At 73.1% G+C, this 19,031-nt stretch carries 18 protein-coding genes and 1 pseudogene; 7 read left to right on the top strand and 12 right to left on the bottom strand.

Annotated features, from left to right (window positions below):
* Nucleotides 1-42: 42 nt before the first annotated feature.
* A complete protein-coding gene (locus ACZLKG_RS11485) occupies nucleotides 43-927 on the top strand; it encodes a fructosamine kinase family protein (RefSeq protein WP_425709920.1) in 885 nt (294 codons plus the stop codon).
* A 169-nt stretch (nucleotides 928-1,096) separates the two neighbouring features.
* Here the strand turns inward: ACZLKG_RS11485 and ACZLKG_RS11480 are convergent.
* Together ACZLKG_RS11480 and ACZLKG_RS11475 are read right to left on the bottom strand one after the other, a co-directional pair.
* A pseudogene (locus ACZLKG_RS11480) lies at nucleotides 1,097-1,480 on the bottom strand (RidA family protein); the annotation flags it as partial.
* 64 nt (nucleotides 1,481-1,544) lie between these two features.
* Complete coding sequence (locus ACZLKG_RS11475) at nucleotides 1,545-1,883, bottom strand: hypothetical protein (protein ID WP_425709921.1); 339 nt, start codon at nucleotides 1,881-1,883, stop codon at nucleotides 1,545-1,547.
* A gap of 439 nt (nucleotides 1,884-2,322) precedes the next feature.
* Between ACZLKG_RS11475 and ACZLKG_RS11470 the strand changes: the two genes are divergently transcribed.
* The 4 genes from ACZLKG_RS11470 to ACZLKG_RS11455 all read left to right on the top strand — a co-directional run bounded on the left by ACZLKG_RS11470 (nucleotide 2,323) and on the right by ACZLKG_RS11455 (nucleotide 5,703).
* Nucleotides 2,323-3,324: a DMT family transporter gene (locus ACZLKG_RS11470; RefSeq protein ID WP_463648796.1), complete on the top strand. Its 1,002-nt coding sequence runs from the start codon at nucleotides 2,323-2,325 to the stop codon at nucleotides 3,322-3,324.
* 107 nt (nucleotides 3,325-3,431) lie between these two features.
* The gene (locus ACZLKG_RS11465) at nucleotides 3,432-4,922 is read left to right on the top strand and encodes an NAD-dependent succinate-semialdehyde dehydrogenase (RefSeq protein ID WP_463648795.1); all 1,491 of its coding nucleotides are present in this window, start codon (nucleotides 3,432-3,434) and stop codon (nucleotides 4,920-4,922) included.
* A gap of 137 nt (nucleotides 4,923-5,059) precedes the next feature.
* Complete coding sequence (locus ACZLKG_RS11460) at nucleotides 5,060-5,323, top strand: type II toxin-antitoxin system Phd/YefM family antitoxin (protein ID WP_425709923.1); 264 nt, start codon at nucleotides 5,060-5,062, stop codon at nucleotides 5,321-5,323.
* Nucleotides 5,320-5,703: a PIN domain-containing protein gene (locus ACZLKG_RS11455; protein WP_425709924.1), complete on the top strand. Its 384-nt coding sequence runs from the start codon at nucleotides 5,320-5,322 to the stop codon at nucleotides 5,701-5,703. The genes ACZLKG_RS11460 and ACZLKG_RS11455 overlap by 4 nt, the downstream gene beginning before the upstream one ends.
* Nucleotides 5,704-5,761: 58 nt before the next feature.
* On the opposite strand, the gene ACZLKG_RS11450 is transcribed toward ACZLKG_RS11455, so the two are convergent.
* The 9 genes from ACZLKG_RS11450 to ACZLKG_RS11410 form a co-directional block, all read right to left on the bottom strand.
* On the bottom strand, nucleotides 5,762-6,757 hold the full coding sequence (locus tag ACZLKG_RS11450) for a LacI family DNA-binding transcriptional regulator (RefSeq protein WP_425709925.1): 996 nt from the start codon (nucleotides 6,755-6,757) through the stop codon (nucleotides 5,762-5,764).
* Nucleotides 6,754-7,905 (bottom strand): N-acetylglucosamine-6-phosphate deacetylase, encoded by a 1,152-nt coding sequence (locus ACZLKG_RS11445; RefSeq protein WP_463648794.1) that lies wholly within the window; start codon nucleotides 7,903-7,905, stop codon nucleotides 6,754-6,756. The genes ACZLKG_RS11450 and ACZLKG_RS11445 overlap by 4 nt, the downstream gene beginning before the upstream one ends.
* Nucleotides 7,895-8,632 (bottom strand): 6-phosphogluconolactonase, encoded by a 738-nt coding sequence (locus ACZLKG_RS11440; protein WP_463648793.1) that lies wholly within the window; start codon nucleotides 8,630-8,632, stop codon nucleotides 7,895-7,897. The genes ACZLKG_RS11445 and ACZLKG_RS11440 overlap by 11 nt, the downstream gene beginning before the upstream one ends.
* A 19-nt stretch (nucleotides 8,633-8,651) precedes the next feature.
* Nucleotides 8,652-9,398 carry a sugar isomerase domain-containing protein gene (locus tag ACZLKG_RS11435; RefSeq protein ID WP_463648792.1) on the bottom strand — a complete coding sequence of 249 codons (747 nt, stop codon included), beginning with the start codon at nucleotides 9,396-9,398 and terminating at the stop codon, nucleotides 8,652-8,654.
* Nucleotides 9,399-9,470: 72 nt separating this feature from the next.
* On the bottom strand, nucleotides 9,471-10,760 hold the full coding sequence (locus ACZLKG_RS11430; protein ID WP_463648791.1) for a TRAP transporter large permease: 1,290 nt from the start codon (nucleotides 10,758-10,760) through the stop codon (nucleotides 9,471-9,473).
* A complete protein-coding gene (locus ACZLKG_RS11425; protein ID WP_463648790.1) occupies nucleotides 10,757-11,296 on the bottom strand; it encodes a TRAP transporter small permease in 540 nt (179 codons plus the stop codon). The genes ACZLKG_RS11430 and ACZLKG_RS11425 overlap by 4 nt, the downstream gene beginning before the upstream one ends.
* Before the next feature lie 93 nt (nucleotides 11,297-11,389).
* A complete protein-coding gene (locus tag ACZLKG_RS11420; RefSeq protein WP_463648789.1) occupies nucleotides 11,390-12,442 on the bottom strand; it encodes a TRAP transporter substrate-binding protein in 1,053 nt (350 codons plus the stop codon).
* 184 nt (nucleotides 12,443-12,626) lie between these two features.
* Complete coding sequence (locus ACZLKG_RS11415; protein WP_463648788.1) at nucleotides 12,627-13,040, bottom strand: YccF domain-containing protein; 414 nt, start codon at nucleotides 13,038-13,040, stop codon at nucleotides 12,627-12,629.
* A gap of 104 nt (nucleotides 13,041-13,144) precedes the next feature.
* Entirely contained in the window at nucleotides 13,145-16,705 is a 3,561-nt protein-coding gene (locus ACZLKG_RS11410) for a hydantoinase B/oxoprolinase family protein (RefSeq protein WP_463648787.1), read from the bottom strand.
* Between the two features lie 217 nt (nucleotides 16,706-16,922).
* Here ACZLKG_RS11410 and ACZLKG_RS11405 point away from each other — a divergent pair, with 217 nt between their 5' ends.
* A complete protein-coding gene (locus ACZLKG_RS11405) occupies nucleotides 16,923-17,636 on the top strand; it encodes a hypothetical protein (protein ID WP_425709934.1) in 714 nt (237 codons plus the stop codon).
* Nucleotides 17,637-17,711: 75 nt separating this feature from the next.
* Here the strand turns inward: ACZLKG_RS11405 and ACZLKG_RS11400 are convergent, their stop codons facing one another.
* The gene (locus ACZLKG_RS11400) at nucleotides 17,712-18,146 is read right to left on the bottom strand and encodes a protein-tyrosine phosphatase family protein (protein WP_463648786.1); all 435 of its coding nucleotides are present in this window, start codon (nucleotides 18,144-18,146) and stop codon (nucleotides 17,712-17,714) included.
* A gap of 189 nt (nucleotides 18,147-18,335) precedes the next feature.
* Between ACZLKG_RS11400 and ACZLKG_RS11395 the strand changes: the two genes are divergently transcribed.
* Entirely contained in the window at nucleotides 18,336-18,911 is a 576-nt protein-coding gene (locus ACZLKG_RS11395; protein ID WP_463648785.1) for a hypothetical protein, read from the top strand.
* Nucleotides 18,912-19,031 lie beyond the last annotated feature (120 nt).

Here is a 19,031-nt window from a genome sequence, read left to right as displayed (position 1 = left end):
CCCGCCCTCGCGGGATCCGGCCCGCGTTGCGACCATGGCCGGATGGCGACGCACCGCAAGACCGACGAGCCGACCACCCTGGCGTTCGAGACCGCGGGCCTGCGCTGGCTCACCGACGCTGAGTCCGACGGCGGAGCACCGGTCGTGGGGATCCTCGCCGAGGGGGAGGGCTGGGTCGACCTCGACCGCCTCGAGCACGCCCCCGCGACGCCCGACGCCGCGGCCGCCTTCGGCAGGGCGCTCGCCCGGACCCACGCGGCCGGCGCGCCGTCCCTGGGCTGTGCGCCGCCGGGCTGGTCAGGCGAGGTGCCCCGCAGCTCGGGGGTGATGCCGCTGCACGGCCACGACGACGCGCCGGTCTTCTCCTCGTGGGGCGAGTTCTACGCCGAGTACCAGATCCGGCCCTACGTCCCGCGGGCGCTCGCGAACGGCTCGATCGACGAGGGCGGCGGCCGGGTGCTCGAGCAGCTGGCCGACCGCCTCGCGGCGGGGCAGTTCGACCACGCACAGCCCGCGCTCGTCGGCGACGGCGACGGCACTGGCGACGGCGCCGCGCGCCTGCACGGCGACCTGTGGGGCGGCAACGTCGTGTGGACCGGCGGGCCGCGTGGCTCCGAGGGGCGTGGTGCGGCCGGAGCCGGCCCCGGTCGCGGCTGCCCGGAGCGCGGCGGCCCCGGCGTCCGAGGTGTGCTCATCGACCCCGCGGCGCACGGCGGCCACGCCGAGACCGACCTCGCGGCGCTCGACCTGTTCGGGATCGCGCACCTGCCGGAGATCCTCGCCGGCTACGACGAGGTCTCGCCGCTCTCCGACGGCTGGCAGGAGCGGGTGGGCCTGCACCAGCTGACGATGCTCGTCATGCACGCGGTGATCTTCGGCGGCTCCTACGGCCCCGAGACGGTGCAGGTCGCGCGACGGTATCTGTGACCGCTGTGTCCGAGGGCGTCGTTCAGGCGACGGGTCCGCCGCGGCCGCCCGGGTCCGGACGGGCACGCAGCTCGTCGGCGACCTCCTCCTCCGGGCGCGGCGCCACGCTCTGGTCGTCCTCGAGCTCGGGCACATCCGGCCCGCCGTGGCCCGGGACGTCGCCGGGCCCGTCGACGACCGCGGCGACGGCCTCGATCTCGACGAGCTGGTCGTCGTACCCGAGCACGGTGACGCCGAGGAGGGTGCTGGGCACGTCGTGCTCGCCGAACGCGTCGCGCACCACCTCCCACGCGGTCACGAGGTCGGCCTGCCGTGACGAGGCCACGAGGACGCGGGTGCTGACGACGTCGGTGAGCCGCGCGCCTGCGGCCTCGAGGGCCTGCGTCAGCGTCAGGACGCACTGCCGGGCCTGGCCGGCGTAGTCGCCGACTGCCGCCGTCGATCCGTCGATCTCCAGCGGGCAGGAGCCGGCGAGGAAGACGAGCCGCGAGTCGGCGGGGACGGTGGCCGCGTAGGCGTACTCCGCGGCGTCGGACAGCGAGGCCGACCGGATGAGCCGGACGGCGCTCTCGCGGCTGTCCGCGTTGCCGGACGATCCCGGGCCGGCCGTGGGCTGCTCAGGACCTGGGTGGGGCATCGGTCTCTCCTCGTCGCTCGGCGTTCTTCGGGGAGAAGCGCTGCTGCGCCCCCTGCTTGGTCAGGCCGTAGACGGCGCCGATCTTCGACCAGGAGACCTTGGCGGAGCGGGCCGCGCGCACGGCGTCGGACTCGATGGCCTCGGCGGTCTCCCGGAGACGACGGGCGCCGTCGAGCACCTCCAGCGGCTCCGTCGCGGAGGTGAGGGCCGCGAGCGCGGTCCGCGCATCCTCGGCCGCGCGGGCTCGCTGCCTCTCGCTGCTCGCGTTCTGCGCGGCGCCGGGATCGGCGGCGTCCACCACGTCGCTGCGCTTGCCCATGCGGCCATCGTATCGAGCGTCGGGGCGGCGTTCGGCCAGGTGCCCGCCACGCCGGCGTCAACGACAGGTTGACACCCCGCGTCAACCGATGGTTGACTTCGTGTCAACATCCAGTTGACGAACGAGGAGGTGCACCGTGGCGAAGAAGTCGGAGAAGGACAAGGACGACAAGAAGAACAAGAAGGCCAAGAAGAACAAGAAGAAGTGACTCCTGGGTGATCACGGGGGCGGGGTGCCGATCCGGCGCACCGCCCCCGAGTCGTGTTCGGGACCGGCGTGGCCCGGCGCGCGCGTCGGGACACAGGGCGGCCGCGGCGCGGCCCTGAGGGGTGGCCGCGGCCCGAGCCGACGGGCCGATGGGCCGGCCCCATCGTTCCCGCCGTTCTGACCGGTGGACACCGTGGCCTCCCGCGGCGCGCCGCCGTGGCCGGGTGCAAGCATGACCTCCGTGCGGATGGCGGTGGTGTGCGCGTTCGGGGCGACGGCCCTGTGGGGGCTCGCCTTCGTCGCCCCCGAGCTCGTCGCCACCGACGGCACCGAGCTGGCCCTCGGCAGGTACCTCGTCTTCGGCCTCTCCTCGGTGCTCGTCCTCGCGGCCCGAGGTTTCGTCGCGGTCCGCGACCTGCGGGCCCGCGACTGGCGGCGCATCATCCTCCTCGGCCTGCTCGGCAACTCCCTGTTCTACTCGCTCATCTCCGCGGGCATCGTCTCCGCGGGTTCCGTTCCCGTCGCCCTGGTGTTCGCCGTCCTGCCGCTGATGATGGCCGCCGTCGGCAACGTGCGACGACCCGTCTTCCGCTGGCGCAGCGTGCTCGGGCCGTTCGTCCTCGTCGCCGCCGGCCTCGCGGTCAACGCCGCCACCGCGCTCGCCGGCGACCTCGCCGTGCTCGGCCCGAGGCCGGTCCTGGGCCTGGTCCTCGCCGTGCTCGCGCTGCTCAGCTGGCTCGTCTACGGCATCTGGAACAGCGAGTACCTGCACGACCGGCCGCTGACCAGCAGCGTCTCCTGGGCCTCGCTCACAGGCCTGGGCACGCTCATCACGCTCCCGGCGATCCTCGCCGTCGACGTCCTGGTCCGTGGCCGCATCGACCTGCCGGCGGCGGGGGACCTGCCCGCGCTCGTGGCGTGGTCGATCGTCCTCGGCATCGGCGCGTCCTGGGTCGCCACCTGGCTGTGGGCGCGGGCGAGCATGAGCCTGGGGGCCTCCGTGCTCGGGCTGCTCATCGTCACCGAGGCGGTGTTCGCGGTCCTCTACTCCTGCCTCGTCGACCGGCGGCTGCCGAGCCCGGTGGAGTCCCTGACGGCGGCCCTGACCATCGGCGGGGTCGCCTGGGGACTGGTGAGCATCATGCGGGCGCGGGCCAGGGCGCGCGGCCGCGTCGCGGCAGCCCGACCGCGACCGCACGACCACGACCCACGACTCACGACCCCTGACCGCTGACCCCTGACCCCGGTAGTACCCGCACGGGGCCTGGTACCGCCCGGACGGCCGGTGCACAGTGCGACGAGGCCCCCGTGCGCCTCGCGACCTCGACCAAGGAGACGACGATGACTCAGACGACCACCCACCCCGCCGCCGTCACCGACCTGGTTCGGTCGATCGATCCCGAGCGGGGCGTGTGGATCGACGGGCGGGGTGCCGCGGCATCGTCGGGTGCGACCTTCTTGGTCGCCGACCCGGCCACGACGTTGGAGATCGCCGCGATCTCGGACGGCACCCCCGACGACGCACGGCGCGCCGTCGACGCCGCTGCCACCGCTCTGCCGGCCTGGTCCGCGACGGCCCCGCGCGCCCGGGCCGACGTCCTGCACCGGGCGTTCGAGCTGATGACGGGGCAGAAGGAGGCGCTCGCCGGTCTCATCGCCGCGGAGAACGGAAAGGCCATGGCCGATGCCCGGTCCGAGGTGACCTACGCGGCGGAGTTCTTCCGCTGGTACGCCGAGGAGTGCGTCCGTGGTGCGGGGGAGTACACGGTGGCGCCCGCGGGCGGGGTGCGCACCGTGGTCACGCACCGGCCGATCGGAGTCGCCGCGCTGGTGACGCCGTGGAACTTCCCCGCCGCGATGGCCACGCGCAAGATCGCCCCCGCCCTCGGCGCAGGATGCACGGTCCTGCTCAAGCCCGCCTCGGAGACTCCGCTGACCGCGCTGGCGATCGCGCGGATCCTCACCGAGGCGGGCGTGCCCGACGGCGTCGTAGGCGTCGTCCCGACGTCGTCGGCCTCCTCGGTGGTCACCACCTGGCTCAAGGACGAGCGCGTCGCGAAGATCTCCTTCACCGGTTCCACCGGCGTCGGCAAGATCCTGCTCGAGCAGGCGGCGAAGCGGGTCGTGAGCGCGTCGATGGAGCTCGGGGGGAACGCCCCGCTCGTGGTCGCCGCCGACGCCGACCTCGACCAGGCGGTCGCGGGCGCGATGCTCGCGAAGTTCCGCAACGGGGGCCAGGCATGCACCGCGGCGAACCGGTTCTACGTCCATGCCGACGTCGTCGAGGAGTTCACCGAGCGGTTCGGCGCGAAGGTCGAGGCGCTGCGGGTCGGCCCTGCGCAAGACGACGCGACCGAGATCGGCCCGCTCATCAGCGCGAAGGCGCTCGCGGGCGTGACCGAGCTGGTCGACGACGCGGTGGCCGCCGGCGCGCGGGTCACCCAGCGCGCGGATGTCCCCGGCGGCCTCGAGGGGCATTTCTACGCGCCGACCGTGGTGCGCGACGTGCCGGCCGACTCCCCGCTGGTGAAGAACGAGATCTTCGGCCCGGTCGCGCCGATCGTCACCTGGACCGACGACGAGGAGATGCTCGCGCAGGTCAACGGCACCGAGCTCGGCCTGTCCGCCTACCTCTTCTCCCGTGATCTCGGCTGGGCGATGCGGATCGCTGAGCGCTTCGAGACGGGGATGGTGGGGCTCAACCGCGGGCTGGTGTCCGACCCTGCGGCGCCGTTCGGCGGCGTCAAGCAGTCCGGCCTCGGCCGCGAGGGCGGCCACGAGGGCATCCGCGAGTACCAGGAGGTCCAGTACCTCAGCGTCGACTGGAGCTGAGCTGAGCTGAGCCGACCGGCCGGCCGGTCGGCGGGCGAGGGCCGTCTCGGCGACGACGCGACCGACCCCGGTCACCATCCACCGGCCTGGACAGCACGCGCAACCGTGTAGATAATTGTCTGGACCCGGAGGTGTGTATGAGCAAGACCATCAGCATCGGTGAGTTGCGCCAGAATCCGACGAGAATGCTGCGCGAGGTCAAGGGTGGTGCGACCTACACGATCACCGATCACGGCGAACCGGTGGCGGAGGTCGCAGGCCATCGCAGGCCACGCTGGGTCGCCAGCGAAGCGATCGACTCGTTGCTGCGAGAGTTCGGCGCCGACGACGCCTGGGCGCGAGAGATCGCAATCGACCGTGCCGCAGTCGATCCCGCCGACCCGTGGGAGCAGGCGGAGTGAGGGCGATTCTCGACACCAGTCTGCTGGTGGCGGAGTCGCTCTCGCACCCCGGTTACGACGTCGCCGTCTCGTCGCTGTCGTGGGCCGAGCTCGGCTACGGTCTCCGAAAGACCGTCGACCCGGTCGAACGGGCGCGTCGCGAGGCACGGATCACGCGGCTTCGAACGGTCCTGGGCGCTGGAATCCCGTTCGACGACGCAGTGGCGGATGCGTACGAGACCGTGTGCGGACTTGTGCTGACCGGCGGACGCGACGTTCGAGGCCGTGTCATCGACCTCATGATCGCGGCGACGGCCGCGGCACACGGTGCCGCTGTGATCACCCACAACACCGACGATTTTGCCGGTCTCGACGGACTCGTCACCGTCGTGGCGGCCTGACCTCCCGGACAGGATGGCCCTGCTCGGGCGCCGGAAGTACGCCGGCTCACGGCGGCCCCTACGTCGTCTCGCCCTTGCGGTAGGAGCCGCTGACGACGACCTGCCGGGCACCCGCACCCGCGTCGTCGGAGAGCAGCAGGTCGATCGCCGTGCGCGCGGCGGTACGGGTGTCCAGGTGCACCGTGGACATCGCGGGCTGGGTGCTGATGGGTAGGGCGTCGTCGCAGCCCAGGACCCGGAAGTCGTCGGGTGCTCGCAGGCCGCGGGCGGCCAGCCCGTCGAGGACGGCGTGGGCGACGATGTCGTCGAAGGCCACGACGAGCTCGCCCTCGCGGACCTCGAGGTCGCCGACGAGCAGTCGCGCGGCGTCGTAGGTCGGTTCGTCGAGCTCGAGGTACCGGTAGGGCAGGGAGTGCCCGGCGGCCTCCGTGCGGGCGCTCGTCTCCCGCTCCATGTTCGGCCACCAGCGTTCCTTGCTCCCGATGTAGGCCACGCCCGACGCCCCGGTGCGCACGCCGTCGGCGACGGCGTCGGAGATCGCCTGTGCGGCGGAGACGAGCACGGATGACAGGCCGGTGACGCGGGCGTTGATCAGCACCGTCGGCACCTGGTCCGCGACCGAGAGCACGTGCGAGCGCGACATCCGCGTCGAGGCGAGGACGAGCCCGGCGACGTCGCGGCTGACCAGGGCGGCGAGCTGCTTCTCGCGGGCCACGCTGTGCTCGCTGCTGAGGATGTAGAGCGAGTACCCCTGCTCCTCCGCGGCGAGCTGGGCGGCGTGCACCAGCGGCGGGAAGAACGGGTTGGACAGGTCGGGGACGATGAGCCCCAGCGCGGAGGACCTGCCCGTGCTCAGCGCCTTCGCGTACCTGTTGTGGCGGAAGCCGAGCCGGTCGGCCGCCGCCTTGACCCGGGCGACCGTGTCCTCCCGCAGCAGGTGCGGATGGTTGAACGCGCGCGAGGCCGTCGACGTCGACACCTCGGCCGCCCGCGCGACGTCGGTGATGGTCACGGGCGCCGGGCGCGGGGCGCGAGGACTCACGGGTCGGCTCATGCGTCGATCGTGCCGCCGGCGGGCCCCACGACCTTCAGCGAGGCGAGGTCCGTGTCCCAGAGGACGAGGTGGGCCTGCGCGCCCGGTTCGATCCGGCCGACGCCGCCCGAACCGGCGAGGTCGGCGAGCAGCCTCCCGGGTACCCGGGTGGCCATGGCGAACACGTCGGGCAGCGCGAGCTGGGTGCGCGTGGCCGCGAACCGGACGCAGTGCGCGAGGGAGACCGCGGAGCCGGCGAGCAGCCGGTCGTCGTCGGCGAGGGCGAGCCGACCGTCGTCGGACAGGACGACGTCGCCCCCGACCGGCGTGGTGTACCGGCCGGCGGGGGAGCCCGCGAGCGCGACCGAGTCCGAGACGAGGTAGCAGCCCTGCGGTCCCTTCGCGCGCACGACGCTCTCCAGCACCGCGGCCGGCAGGTGGTGCCCGTCGGCGATGAGCCCGGCCGACAGGGTCGGGTCCGCGATCTGCTCCCACAGCAGGTTGGGGTGCCGGGGGAGCTCGGCGCGCACCCCGTTGCCCAGGTGGGTCGAGAGGGTCGCGCCGGCGACGGAGGCCGCGGCGACCTGCTCGGCCGTGGCGTGCGTGTGGCCGATGGCCACCGCGACGCCGAGCCGGCGCAGCGCGGAGATCTTCGCCGGGGCGTCCTCGCCGTGCGGCGAGACGGTGAGGTAGCCGATCGGGAACAGCTCCTGCCAGCGCCGCACCTCGTCGACATCGATCTCCCGGACGAGGTCCCGGTCGTGCGCCCCGCGCGGCCCGTCGAGCGGCGAGATGAACGGCCCCTCGATGTGCGCGCACGGCACGGACGCGGCCACGACCGGGTCGCTCGCCACCGCGTCGGCCAGTACCGACAGGGCGTGCGCGACGCGCTCGTGGCTCTGCGTGACGATCGTGGGCACCCAGTGGCTCGTCCCCTGCGCCGCGAGGCTGCGCGCGAGGCGGCCGACGTCGTCGACGGTGAGATCGGCCGCGTTGACGTCGGTGCCGCCGAACCCGTTGACCTGCAGGTCCACCAGGCCGTGGCTGAGCCAGGGCAGCCCGTCGGACGTGTCGAGCAGCGCGACCTCGTCGATGACCCCCGCGCGCACGGCGACCCGCACGGGGCGGCCGGTGAGGACGTCACGGCCCTCGTACGTCTCACGCGACACGGCTCAGCGCCTCCAGGTCCGCCAGCACCGTGACGTCCGGGTGGTTCTTCAACGCGGTCGCGGGGACCTCGTTGGTCACGGCGTTCTCGAGCATCGCACGCATCGCCTCGGCCTTCGCCGCCCCGAGGACCGAGCAGACGATGGTGCGGGCGGCGAGCATCCGCGGCACGGTGACCGTGATGGCGTGCCGGGGCACGGCCGTGAGCTCGGGGAACAGCCCCTCGTCGACCTGCTGCGTCCGGGAGGCCTCCGCGAGCTCGATGTGGCGCACCGGCTCGGGGTCCTCCAGGTCCGCGCCCGGGTCGTTGAACGCGAGGTGGCCGTTGACGCCGATCCCGCACAGCACGAGGTCGAAGTCGCCGTCCGGCAGCCGCGCCCCGTAGTCGCTCGCCGCCGCCGACGCCGCGCCCGAGGCGTCGATCCGCTCGAAGACGTACGGGCTGCCCTGCGGGAGGCGGGCGAGGTAGGTGTCCTCCAGCCACCGGCCGAACGCCTGGGGCGCCGCTGCGGGCAGCCCCACGTACTCGTCCATGTGGAAGTACCGCACCGGTCGGGAGTGGACGTCCGCCCCCAGCAGCGCGTCGAGGACGGGGACCTGGCTGGGCGCGGCGGCCAGCAGGACCGTGGCCTCCCGCCCCTCGTCGTGCGCCCGGGCGATCGCCCGCGCCGCGATCCGTGCACCGTCGGCGCCGAGCTCGGCGAGGGTGTGGTTCTGGATGAGCTCCATCGTCTGTGTCCTCCGTCGCTCAGAGCAGCTTGATGCGGCCGGTGAACCGGTCGACGAGCCGGGCGTTCGCCTCGTCGCCGCCCGGAGCGTTCCCGCTCGTCCACACGGCCGGCCGACCCCCCTCGGCGAGGACCCGCTCGATGGTGAGCATCTGGATGGCGTTCATGAGGAAGGCGTTGGCGAACGTCGACACGGCCCCGGCGTTCGGGACGTCGGCGTCGAAGGAGACCACGGCGTCCCCGACCGGCACGTGCGAGTCCAGGAAGAGGTCCGCCAGGTCGTGGAGGTTCTGCTTGGACGGGTGCCGGGCCGGGTGGTCCGGTCCGATGGTCTCGGCGTGCTCGCGGGAGCTGACGCCGACGACCGTGGCCCCCAGCTCCTTGGCCCGCAGCGTGGAGTCGACGACGGCCGAGTTCATGCCGTAGGAGTTGACGATGAGGATGAGGTCGCCCTCACCCAGGCCGGAGTGGTCGATGACGACGCGCCCGTAACCCGGGGTGCGCTCCATCGCCATCGACCGCCGCGCGCCGCTGGACAGCATCGTGCCCTCGTCGAGGATCGCCGAGATGTTCATCAGCCCGCCGGCACGGAAGAACGCCTCCTGGCTCGCGATGTTCGCGTGCCCGCCGGGTCCGTAGACGTAGATGAGGCGGTCCTCCGTCACGCGTCGCGCGGTCTCGTCGATCACGCGGGGCAGGACCTCGGCGTTGGACTCGACGACCCGCCCCAGCATGCCGGTGACGTAGTCGAGGTACTTCTCGAGCACTGGATGTCCTTTCGTCGGTGCGGGGCCGGGTCCCGGCGCCCGCGTCGGTGCGGTGTGAGCAGGGGGGCCGGGTCAGAACAGCAGGCCCGGCAGGGCGGTGGTCAGGGCCGGCACGAGAGTGGTGAGGAGGACCACCGCGAAGTAGACGCCGATGAACGGCGCGGTCTCCTTGACCAGCGGGACGAAGGAGACGCGCGCGAGCTTCGTCGTGACGAAGAGCAGGGCGCCCACCGGAGGGGTGATGAGGCCGACCATGAGGTTGACGACGACCATCGCCGAGTAGTGGATCGGGTCGATGCCGAGCTCGATCGCGCTGGGCAGCAGGACCGGGACGAAGATGAGGATCGCCGGGATCGCGTCCATGATCATGCCCATGACGAGGAAGAACAGCATCGTCAGCAGGAGGAACGTCAGCGAGCCGAGCCCGGCGTCGATCACGAGCTGGTCGATCCGGTCACCCAGCCGGGTGAGCGCGACGATGTAGGTGAACCCCGCGACGGCGGCGAAGATCATCATGATCGTCGACGCGAACTGCGCGGTTCGGGTGAACACGTCGAACAGCGACCTCAGGTCCAGCGTCCGGTAGACGAGCCCGAGCACGAGCACGTAGGCGGACGCGAGGATCGAGATCTCCGTGACGGTCGCGAATCCTCCGATGACCCCGGCGATGATGAGCACGGGCGTGAGCAGGGCCGGCAGCGCGCGCAGCGTGACGGCGAGCAGCCCGTCCTCCCGGTACGGGTTGACCGCCTCCGTGTCGGGGATCCGCTCGGTGCCCCGGCTGCGCAGGGCCACGACGACGACGAGGCCGACGATGAGCAGGATGCCCGGGCCGATGCCGGCGATGAACAGCTGTCCGACGGACAGCGAGGTCACCAGCGCGACGAACACCATCGGGACGCTCGGGGGGATCACCGGGCCGAGGATCGCGGAGGACGCGACGACGGCGGCGGAGAACTCCTGCCGGTACCCGGACCGCCGCATGATCGGCAGCATGGCCGAGCCGATCATCGACGCGGCGGCCGGGGCGGACCCGCTGACCGAGGAGGCGAAGGCGCTCGACCCGATGACGGTGTGCGCGAGCCCGCCCTTGATGCCGCCGATGAAGTACATGAGGAAGGCGACGATCCGCTCGGTCAGTCCGGCCTGGGACATGAGCGAGCCCATGAGGACGAAGAACGGGATGGCGAGCAGCTCGTAGGAGTCGACGCCGGCCGCCACCTGGGTGGGCAGCACCGTGGCCGAGCCGAGTCCACCGGCGAACAGGGTGACGAGGACTGCCGCGAGCATGGCGACGAAGATGGGTGTGCCCAGCGCCATGAGCGCGAACATGGTGACGAAGAGGACGGCGATCTCGGTCATGACGCCGCACCCGCGTCGGCGGTGGCCAGTGCCGGTCCCTCGGGACCGCGGACGCCCCGCAGGACGCCGAACAGCACGAGGAAGAGGCCGAGCGCGGGGACGGCGAGGTACGCCCACCCCGTGGGGATGCCCAGCTGGATGTACTGGATGCTCATGCGGTCCAGCGCCACGATGGTGCCGGAGACCAGCAGGACGACGCCGATCGCGAGCTCGATCACACGTGTGAGGTAGGCGCACGCCGTGCGGAACGCCGCCGGCACGCGGTCCACGACGAAGTCGACGACGAGGTGCTCGCGCAGCCCGACGGCGGCCGACGCGCCGATCATGATCACCCAGGTGATGAGCAGGCGACTGAGGTCGTTGACCCAGATCCAGCCGCCCATGAGCGGGCGTGCGCCGATCTGGACCACGTTGACGACGAACAGGACGAGCAGCAGCCCGCCCGCGATCGCGGCGAGGCCGTGCGAGGTGGCCCTCACGAGGGCCTCACGCCTCGTCGGTCCTCGGCCCGGTGGTGTCGGTGCGTCGGAGTCCATGGTGTCTCCTTCTGGGGGTCTGTTCGTGCAAGCGGTTGCACCGCGAGGCAGGCGGCTCGAGGGTGTGCGGGCCGCCGCCCCGGTCGCGGTGCGTCAGGCGGCGTCCGCGTGCTCGGCGGCGAGCTCCTCGACCATGTCGAGGGTGCCCTCGGGCCACATGTCGCCGTCGAACTGGTCGAACTCGCCGTCGAGCTCCTCGCGGAACGCGTCGACGTCCACGTCGACCACGGTCATGTTCTCCTCGATGACCTCCATGGCGGCCTCGAGCTCGTCGCGGGTCGACCCGGTGACGTCCTCGCCGGCCTGATCCATCTCCTCGGAGAGGATCGTGCGGTGCTCCTCGCACATGCCCTGCCACAGATCGTCGTTGACGTACCAGGCCCGCACGTCGCGGATGTAGTCCGTCGGCATGTAGTAGTCCTGCACCTCGAAGATGCTGTTGTTGACGACGGCGATCGACCCGGTCTCCTGCGCGTCGACCACGCCCTGGCGCAGCGAGAAGTACAGGTCCGACAGCGCGATGACCTGCGGCTCGGCGCCGAGCGCCACGGCGAAGGCCTGGGGGATCGGGGCGTCCGCGATCCGGATGCTCAGGCCGGCCATGTCCTCGGGGGTCTCCACCGGACGGTTCGCGGTCAGTGCCCGCGGCTCGTTGTCCCCGGAGGCGTTGACGACCCGCACCCCGGTGGCCTCCGCGGCCTCGTCGAAGAGCTCGGCGAACTCCTCGGTCTCGAGGACGGCCGCGAACTGCTCGTAGCTGTCCCACAGGAATGGCACGGTCAGGGCGGTGAACGCCTCGGCACCGCTGAGGGTCGAGTACGTCGAGATCGTCTCGTAGTAGGCGTCGATCTCCCCGCTCGCGACGCCCGCGTAGGCGTCGTTCATGTCGCCCAGCTGGCTGTCCGGGTAGATCTGCACGTCGACGTCGCCGTCGGTGCGCTCGGAGACGCGGTCTGCCAGTTCCTGCGCCGCGATCGTGCCGGGGTCGTTGGCGGTGCGGATCATGGCGACCCGGAGCGTGGTCGGCTCGCACTCGCCGCCGTTCGCCCCGGAGTTCCCGCCGCCGTCGTCGCCGGTGAGGAAGCCGCAGCCGCCCAGGACGAGCGCACCGCCCGTCGCCACCGTCAGAGCTCGTAGTCGTCGCATGGTGTCCCTACCTCCTTGTCGGGTGGGGGGAACCTCGCATGCAAGCGCTTGCACGTCAAGGGGCGACGCGCGATCCGGACCGGGTGGGCGGTCGGCCGCCTCCGGAGTGCCGCGGCCGCGCGCAGGCGACCGAGGCGCGATCCGGGCACTGGCGAGCGCGGCCTACCGGCCGGGCACGCGGGGCCTACCGGCCGGGCGCGGCGGCGAACGGGTCGTCGGCGCGGCTGCGCACCGGCACGATGTGGGTCCCGAACGGGAGGAAGGCGAGCGGCACCATCTTCCAGCAGGCGATCCCCAGCGGGATGCCGATGATCGTCAGGCACAGCAGCGCACCCGCGACCAGGTGGACGAGTGCGAGCTCCCAACCGAGGAGGACGATCCAGATGATGTTCGCGACCACGTGCAGGATGCCGAAGTCCCGCCGGATCTCGGCGCGACGCCCGAACGGCCAGACCGCGTAACCGGCAAGCCGGAAGGACGCGAGTCCGAACGGGATCGTGATGATGAAGATGCAGGCGATGATTCCGGCGGCGACGTAGAACAGGAAGAGCCAGAACCCGGCCAGGACGATCCACAGGACGTTGCCGAGGATGCGCATGGGCCCACGGTAGAGGTCGGCCGGCTACGCCCCGGTCCCCGGACGAGGGCGGTGGAGGTCGGCGGACCGCGCGCTCGACGACTCGCAACCGCACGCTCGACGAACTAGGGCTCGCCGTAACCTCCGCCGCCGGGCGTCTCGACGACGAGGACGTCGCCCGGCCCGACCTCGGCCGTGTCGACCCCGCCGAGCTCGACCACCTCGCCGTCCGCGCGCTCGACCCGGTTGCGGCCCAGCGCCCCGGGGCGCCCGCCGGCCATCCCGAACGGCGTTACGACCCGGTTGCCGGTGAGCAGGCTGACGGTGGAGGGCTCGAGGAACCGGATCCGACGTACCCCGCCGTTGCCCCCGCGCCACCGGCCCTCGCCACCGCTCCCGCGCCGGACGGTGTAGGACTCGAGCAGCACGGGCAGGCGCCACTCGAGCACCTCGGGATCGGTCAGCCGCGAGTTCGTCATGTGCGTCTGGACGGTGTCGGTGCCGTCGAACCCGTCGCCCGCCCCGGAGCCGGAGGCCAGGGTCTCGTAGTACTGGAACCGCTCGTTCCCGAAGGTGACGTTGTTCATCGTCCCGGCGCCCTCGGCCATCACCCCGAGCGCCGCATACAGTGCGCCGGTGACGGCCTGCGAGGTCTCGACGTTGCCGCCCACCACCGCCGCGGGGTGCGTCGGAGCGAGCATCGACCCGTCCGGGACCACGATCCGCAGCGGCCGCAGGCACCCGTCGTTGAGCGGGATGTCGGCGTCGACGAGCGTGCGGAAGACGTACAGCACCGCCGCGGTGGTCACCGCCGTCGGGGCGTTGAGGTTCGTGGCCAGCTGCGCGGACGTGCCCGTGAGGTCGATCGTCGCCGTGCGCGCCGCCCGGTCCACCTCGACCCGCACCCGGATGCGGGCGCCGGCGTCGGTCGCGTAGTCCCAGGTCCCGCCGGTCAGGCGGGCGACCGCGCGCCGCACCGACTCCTCGGCGTTGTCCTGCACGTGCCGCATGTAGGCCTGCACGACGTCGAGCCCGTAGCGGTCCACCAGGGCGCGCACCTCGGCGACGCCGGTGGCGTTCGCCGCGACCTGGGCGCGCAGGTCGGCGAGGTTCGTCGCCGGGTCGCGCGAGGGGTAGGGGCCGGACGTCAGCAGCTCCTCGGTCTCGTCCTCGAGGAACCGCCCGTCGTCGACGACGAGCCGGTCGTCGAACAGGATCCCCTCCTCGTCGACCGTTCTCGAGGTCGCCGGCATGGACCCGGGCGTGAGCCCGCCGATCTCGGCGTGGTGCCCGCGCGAGGCCACGAGGAAGAGCAGCTCGGTCCCGTCGTCGTCGAACACGGGGGTGACGACGGTGACGTCGGGCAGGTGTGTCCCGCCGTGGTACGGGTCGTTGACGGCCACGACCTGCCCGGGGCGGAGCTGCTCACCGCGCCGGCGCAGGACCTCCTGGACGGTGGCGCCCATCGAGCCCAGGTGGACGGGGATATGCGGGGCGTTGGCCACGAGGTGCCCCGTCGGGTCGAACAGGGCGCAGGAGAAGTCGAGTCGCTCCTTGATGTTGACCGACTGCGAGGTCGCCTCCAGCCGGGCGCCCATCTGCTCGGCCACCGACATGAACAGGCTGTTGAACACCTCGAGCATCACCGGGTCCGCGACCGTGCCGGCGGTGGGCGCCGCCCGCGGCGTCGACCGCTCGAGCAGCATGGCGCCGTCCTCGAGCACCCGCGCAGTCCAGCCGGCCTCGACCACCGTCGTCGAGTCCGGGTCCACGACGATCGCCGGACCGGCGAGGACGCCGTCGACCCCTGCCCGACGCCGGAGCGGCACCCTCCGTGCCTCACCACCCGTGTGCATGGCGACCTCGGCGGGTTCCGCGTCGGCGCCGAGGTCGGCGGCGATCGTCGGCCGCCCGGAGCGGACCAGGGCCTCCACCGCCACGGCCTCGACGACGACCGGCCGGTCGAGGAGGAAGGAGTAGGTGCGGCGGTGCTCCTCCTCGAAGGCCGCCCGCATAGCACCGGGTGGGCCGAGGGGCACCTGCACCGCGGTGTCGGTGCGCTCGTAGCGCAGGTGCGCGCGGGCGAGCACCTCGACCGGGCCCTCGGCATCCGCGAGCTCGGCACGGGCCTCGGCCGCCAGGTGGTCGGCGACGTCGGCGAGGAGGGGTTCGGCGTCGTCGTCGAGGATCGTCTCGACGGACTGCTCGCGCATGGCGGTGACGTCTGCGAGCCCCATCCCCAGGGCGGAGAGCACGCCGGCCATCGGCGGGACGAGCACGGTGGAGATGCCCAGCGCGTCGGCGACCCGGCAGGCGTGCTGGCCGCCGGCGCCGCCGAAGGTCGTCAGGGCGTGGTCGGTGACGTCGTGGCCGCGGGAGACGGAGACCTTCTTGATCGCGCCGGCCATCGTGGCGACGGCGACGTCGAGGAACCCCTCCGCCACCTCCTCGGGCGAGCGGTCGACGCCGGTCTCGTCCCGCAGGCGGTCGGCGAGCTCGGTGAAGAGGCGGTCGACGATGTCGGTGTCGATGGGCTCGTCGCCGCCGGGGCCGAAGACGTGGGGGAACGAGGCGGGGTCGATGCGGCCGAGGTGGACGTTGGCGTCGGTGAGCGTGAGCGGGCCGCCGCGCCGGTAGCAGGCGGGACCGGGGACCGCGCCGGCGGAGTCCGGGCCGACCGTGAACCGGCCGTCGGTCACGTGCAGGACCGAGCCGCCCCCGGCCGCGACGGTGTGGATCGCGAGCATCGGCGCGCGCAGCCGGACCCCGGCGACCTCGGTGTGGAAGTCGCGCTCGAGCTCGCCGGTGTGGTGGGAGACGTCGGTGGAGGTGCCGCCCATGTCGAGGCCGACCACGCGGGTGAGCCCGGCCCGCGCCGAGAGCTCGGCCATCGAGACGATCCCGCCCGCGGGGCCGGAGAGGATGGCGTCCTTGCCGCGGAAGGCGTGGGCCTCGGTCAGGCCGCCCGAGGACTGCATGAACAGCAGCCGCACGCCCGGCAGGTCTGCCGCGACCCGGTCGACGTAGCGGGCGAGGACGGGGGAGAGGTAGGCGTCCACGACCGTGGTGTCCCCGCGGGGGACGACCTTCATCAGCGGGCTGACCTCGCTGGAGATCGAGACCTGACCGAACCCGAGACGTCGGGCGAGGTCGCCGACGGCCCGCTCGTGGTCCGGGTACAGGTGACTGTGCAGGCACAGCACGGCGACGGCGTCGATCCCGTCGGCCCGCGCCCGGCGCAGCTCCGGCTCGAGGCTGTCGAGATCGGGGGGCGTGAGGATCTCGCCCCGCGCGGTCACCCGCTCGTCGACCTCGATCACCCGCTCGTAGAGCATCTCGGGGAGCACGATGTGGCGGTCGAAGATGCGGGGGCGCTCCTGGTAGCCGATCCGCAGCGCGTCGGCGAAGCCGCGGGTGACGACGAGCGCGGTGGGCTCCCCGGTGCGTTCGAGCAGGGCGTTGGTGGCCACGGTCGTGCCCATGCGGACGACGTCGACCTGCTCGGCGGGGACGGGCTCGTCGGGCGCCAGCCCGAGGACGTGCCGGATGCCGGCGACGGCGGCGTCCGCGCGCCGGCCGGGGTCGTGGGAGAGCAGCTTGTGGGTGACGAGCGAGCCGTCCGGGCGGCGGGCGACGACGTCCGTGAAGGTCCCGCCGCGGTCGATCCAGAACTGCCATCCGTCCATGCGTGGACACTACGGGGAGGGGCGTGCGCGGTGCGGGGTGCGGGTCGCGCGGTGCGGGGTGCGGGTCGCGCGGTGCGGGCACGGGACTCGGGGACGCGCGCCGCGGGTGGGCCGCCCCGGGCAGAGGTCTCCGACCGGGGCGGCCCTCGGCCGGCGGCGGGGCCCTACCGTGTGGGGTGGTCGGCGACTGGTGCCGTCCCGCGACGGAGAGGGAACCATGACGCGCAGGACCACGAGGATCATGACGGCGGCCACCGGAGTGCTCGCGCTGCTCGCGGCAGCCGGGTGCTCGGGCTCGGGTGCGGACGCGGTCGGGCCCCAGCTCGACGCCGACGGTCTCGCCTCCTACGCGTGCGCGCTTGCCGTCGACGCCGCCGCCGGCACGCCGATGGAGGAGATCGAGGGGTACATCGGGCCGGACACCGCTCCCGAGCTCATTGCGGCCGGCGGGGCGGCCGGACTGCTCGGAGCGACCACCAACTCACCGCTCGAGGGCTACGAGGACCTGCTCGAGCCGGCGACCACCATGATGCAGAGCCTGCAGAGGATCGACCTGGAGAGCCTGCAGCAGAGCCTCGACGACCTCGTGACCGCGTGCGAGGGGCACGATCTGCCCGAGGGGGACCCCGACGTCACCGAGGAAGGGCGCCTCGCCCAGGCGTGCGCGCTCGTCACGTCGGTGGACGGCGACGACCGGCCGGCCGAGGAGTGGCTCGAGATCCAGGCGCCGGCGGGCAGCGCCGAGAGCCTGATCATGGCCCGCGCCGGAGGGTTCTCCGGGCTCGGCGGTGGGCTCAACGCGTGGACGATGCCCGGCCACGAGCCGCTCTCGGAGGCGTCGACCAGCGTGGTCGAGGGCCTGATGCGGCTCGACACCGAGGCGGTCGACGAGGGCGCCGCCGCCGGCGCGGAGTACTGCGCGACCCTCTGACCGAACCGGGCGCACGCCGGGTGGGTGTCTGGCCGCGGTCGGTTGCTCCCTGGTCGGGCCCTGGACGTCCCCGGCTCAGGTCAGCCGGGCGGCGACGGCCCGGATCCACTCGCGCTGCCGCCGGGTCTCGACGGCGCGCGGCCGGTAGGCGGAGCGGACCCACCCGACCGCGTCCTCGGCCGGGACCCCGCTCATGACGGCGAGGACCGCGAGCGCGGTTCCGGTCCTGCCCGTTCCTCCGTGGCAGGCGATCTCCACCCGCTCGTCGGCGGCTCTCGCGTGGGCGTCCCGCAGCGCGTCCAGGGCATCCTCGGTGGAGGCGGGCAACGAGAAGTCACGCCACCGGACCCAGCGGTTCGGCCAGCTGGTCTCCTGCGGGTCGCGGGCCAGCAGGTAGACGGCGTGGTCGGGCGGCGAGGCGTCGTCGCGGGCCACTCTCCGACCGGTGCCGCGCACCGTGCGACCGTCCGGGAGGCGTACCACCCCCGGCTCGGCGTCCCACGTAGGCATGTCGGTACGGTACGCGGGGGCGGTGGGCGCCGGGCCGGCGCCGCAGCATGACGGGTATCCCGGCCATGACAGGGGTTTCATCTGTTTGTCCTCGCCCTCACAGAAAGCCCGGGCATCGTGGTGGTCATCGTGGAGGACGGCCCCCGGACCTCCCAGGAACGGCCCCAGCGGGCCACGAGAGGACACGCCATGAGCAAGAAGATGTGGATCACCACCGGGACGCTGGCCGTCGCCGCGATCGTCGCCGGCAGCTCGGTGGCCATCGCCGACGGCGAGTCGCCCTCCGAGCCCGGCTCCGACGCCGCGAGCTCGAACGGGGACGGCCGCGAGCTGCGGGTGCTTCCGCACCTGTCGACCCCGATGCTCTCCGCCGCCTCGGCGCCCGCCGCCGTCGACCCGTCGGACCCGCGGACGAATACCTCGGCCGTCACCGCGACGTCGGCGGACCAGACGCCCAGCGCACCGTCGACCGACTCGCCGGTGTCGGCGCAGTCGCCGGTCTCCGCGCCGTCGCCCGTCTCGCCCCAGTCGCCCGCCTCCCCGGCGAGCCCGGCCTCCGCGCCGTCGGCGCCGAGCCCGGCCCCGGCCCCGCGCACGCAGGCACCCGCGCCGGCTCCTGCTCCGGCGCCAGCTCCCGCGCCGGCGCCGGCACCGGCTCCCGCGCCGAACCACTCGGCCGACTCGGGCTGGTCGGCCCCGTCGGGTGTCTCGGCCCAGTCGGGCTGGTCGGCGGACTCGGGCTGGTCGGCCGACTCGGCGGACTGACACGGCCCGTCGGGTCAACTGACCGCTCGGCTCGGCGCACCGCCCCGCTGGACCGACGCGGGTCGGCGACCCGGCGCAACGAACGCCGCGACACCGGTGGCCCGGTCCCCCCGACCCGAC

The sequence above is a fragment of the Georgenia sp. Z2081 genome, assembly GCF_055326445.1.
The sequence above is the reverse complement of the archived record's forward strand: the minus strand, read 5'-3'. Positions and strand labels throughout refer to the sequence as shown.

Bases quoted from the DNA above. Each gene is read 5' to 3' on its own strand.
- ACZLKG_RS11475 (WP_425709921.1), bottom strand. From the start codon at position 1,883: ATGGGCAAGCGCAGCGACGTGGTGGACGCCGCCGATCCCGGCGCCGCG.
- ACZLKG_RS11400 (WP_463648786.1), bottom strand. From the start codon at position 18,146: ATGCCTACGTGGGACGCCGAGCCGGGGGTGGTACGCCTCCCGGACGGT.
- ACZLKG_RS11470 (WP_463648796.1), top strand. From the start codon at position 2,323: ATGACCTCCGTGCGGATGGCGGTGGTGTGCGCGTTCGGGGCGACGGCC.
- ACZLKG_RS11410 (WP_463648787.1), bottom strand. From the start codon at position 16,705: ATGGACGGATGGCAGTTCTGGATCGACCGCGGCGGGACCTTCACGGAC.
- ACZLKG_RS11420 (WP_463648789.1), bottom strand. From the start codon at position 12,442: ATGCGACGACTACGAGCTCTGACGGTGGCGACGGGCGGTGCGCTCGTC.
- ACZLKG_RS11460 (WP_425709923.1), top strand. From the start codon at position 5,060: ATGAGCAAGACCATCAGCATCGGTGAGTTGCGCCAGAATCCGACGAGA.
- ACZLKG_RS11415 (WP_463648788.1), bottom strand. From the start codon at position 13,040: ATGCGCATCCTCGGCAACGTCCTGTGGATCGTCCTGGCCGGGTTCTGG.
- ACZLKG_RS11395 (WP_463648785.1), top strand. From the start codon at position 18,336: ATGAGCAAGAAGATGTGGATCACCACCGGGACGCTGGCCGTCGCCGCG.
- ACZLKG_RS11485 (WP_425709920.1), top strand. From the start codon at position 43: ATGGCGACGCACCGCAAGACCGACGAGCCGACCACCCTGGCGTTCGAG.
- ACZLKG_RS11465 (WP_463648795.1), top strand. From the start codon at position 3,432: ATGACTCAGACGACCACCCACCCCGCCGCCGTCACCGACCTGGTTCGG.
- ACZLKG_RS11425 (WP_463648790.1), bottom strand. From the start codon at position 11,296: ATGGACTCCGACGCACCGACACCACCGGGCCGAGGACCGACGAGGCGT.
- ACZLKG_RS11440 (WP_463648793.1), bottom strand. From the start codon at position 8,632: ATGGAGCTCATCCAGAACCACACCCTCGCCGAGCTCGGCGCCGACGGT.
- ACZLKG_RS11450 (WP_425709925.1), bottom strand. From the start codon at position 6,757: ATGAGCCGACCCGTGAGTCCTCGCGCCCCGCGCCCGGCGCCCGTGACC.
- ACZLKG_RS11430 (WP_463648791.1), bottom strand. From the start codon at position 10,760: ATGACCGAGATCGCCGTCCTCTTCGTCACCATGTTCGCGCTCATGGCG.
- ACZLKG_RS11405 (WP_425709934.1), top strand. From the start codon at position 16,923: ATGACGCGCAGGACCACGAGGATCATGACGGCGGCCACCGGAGTGCTC.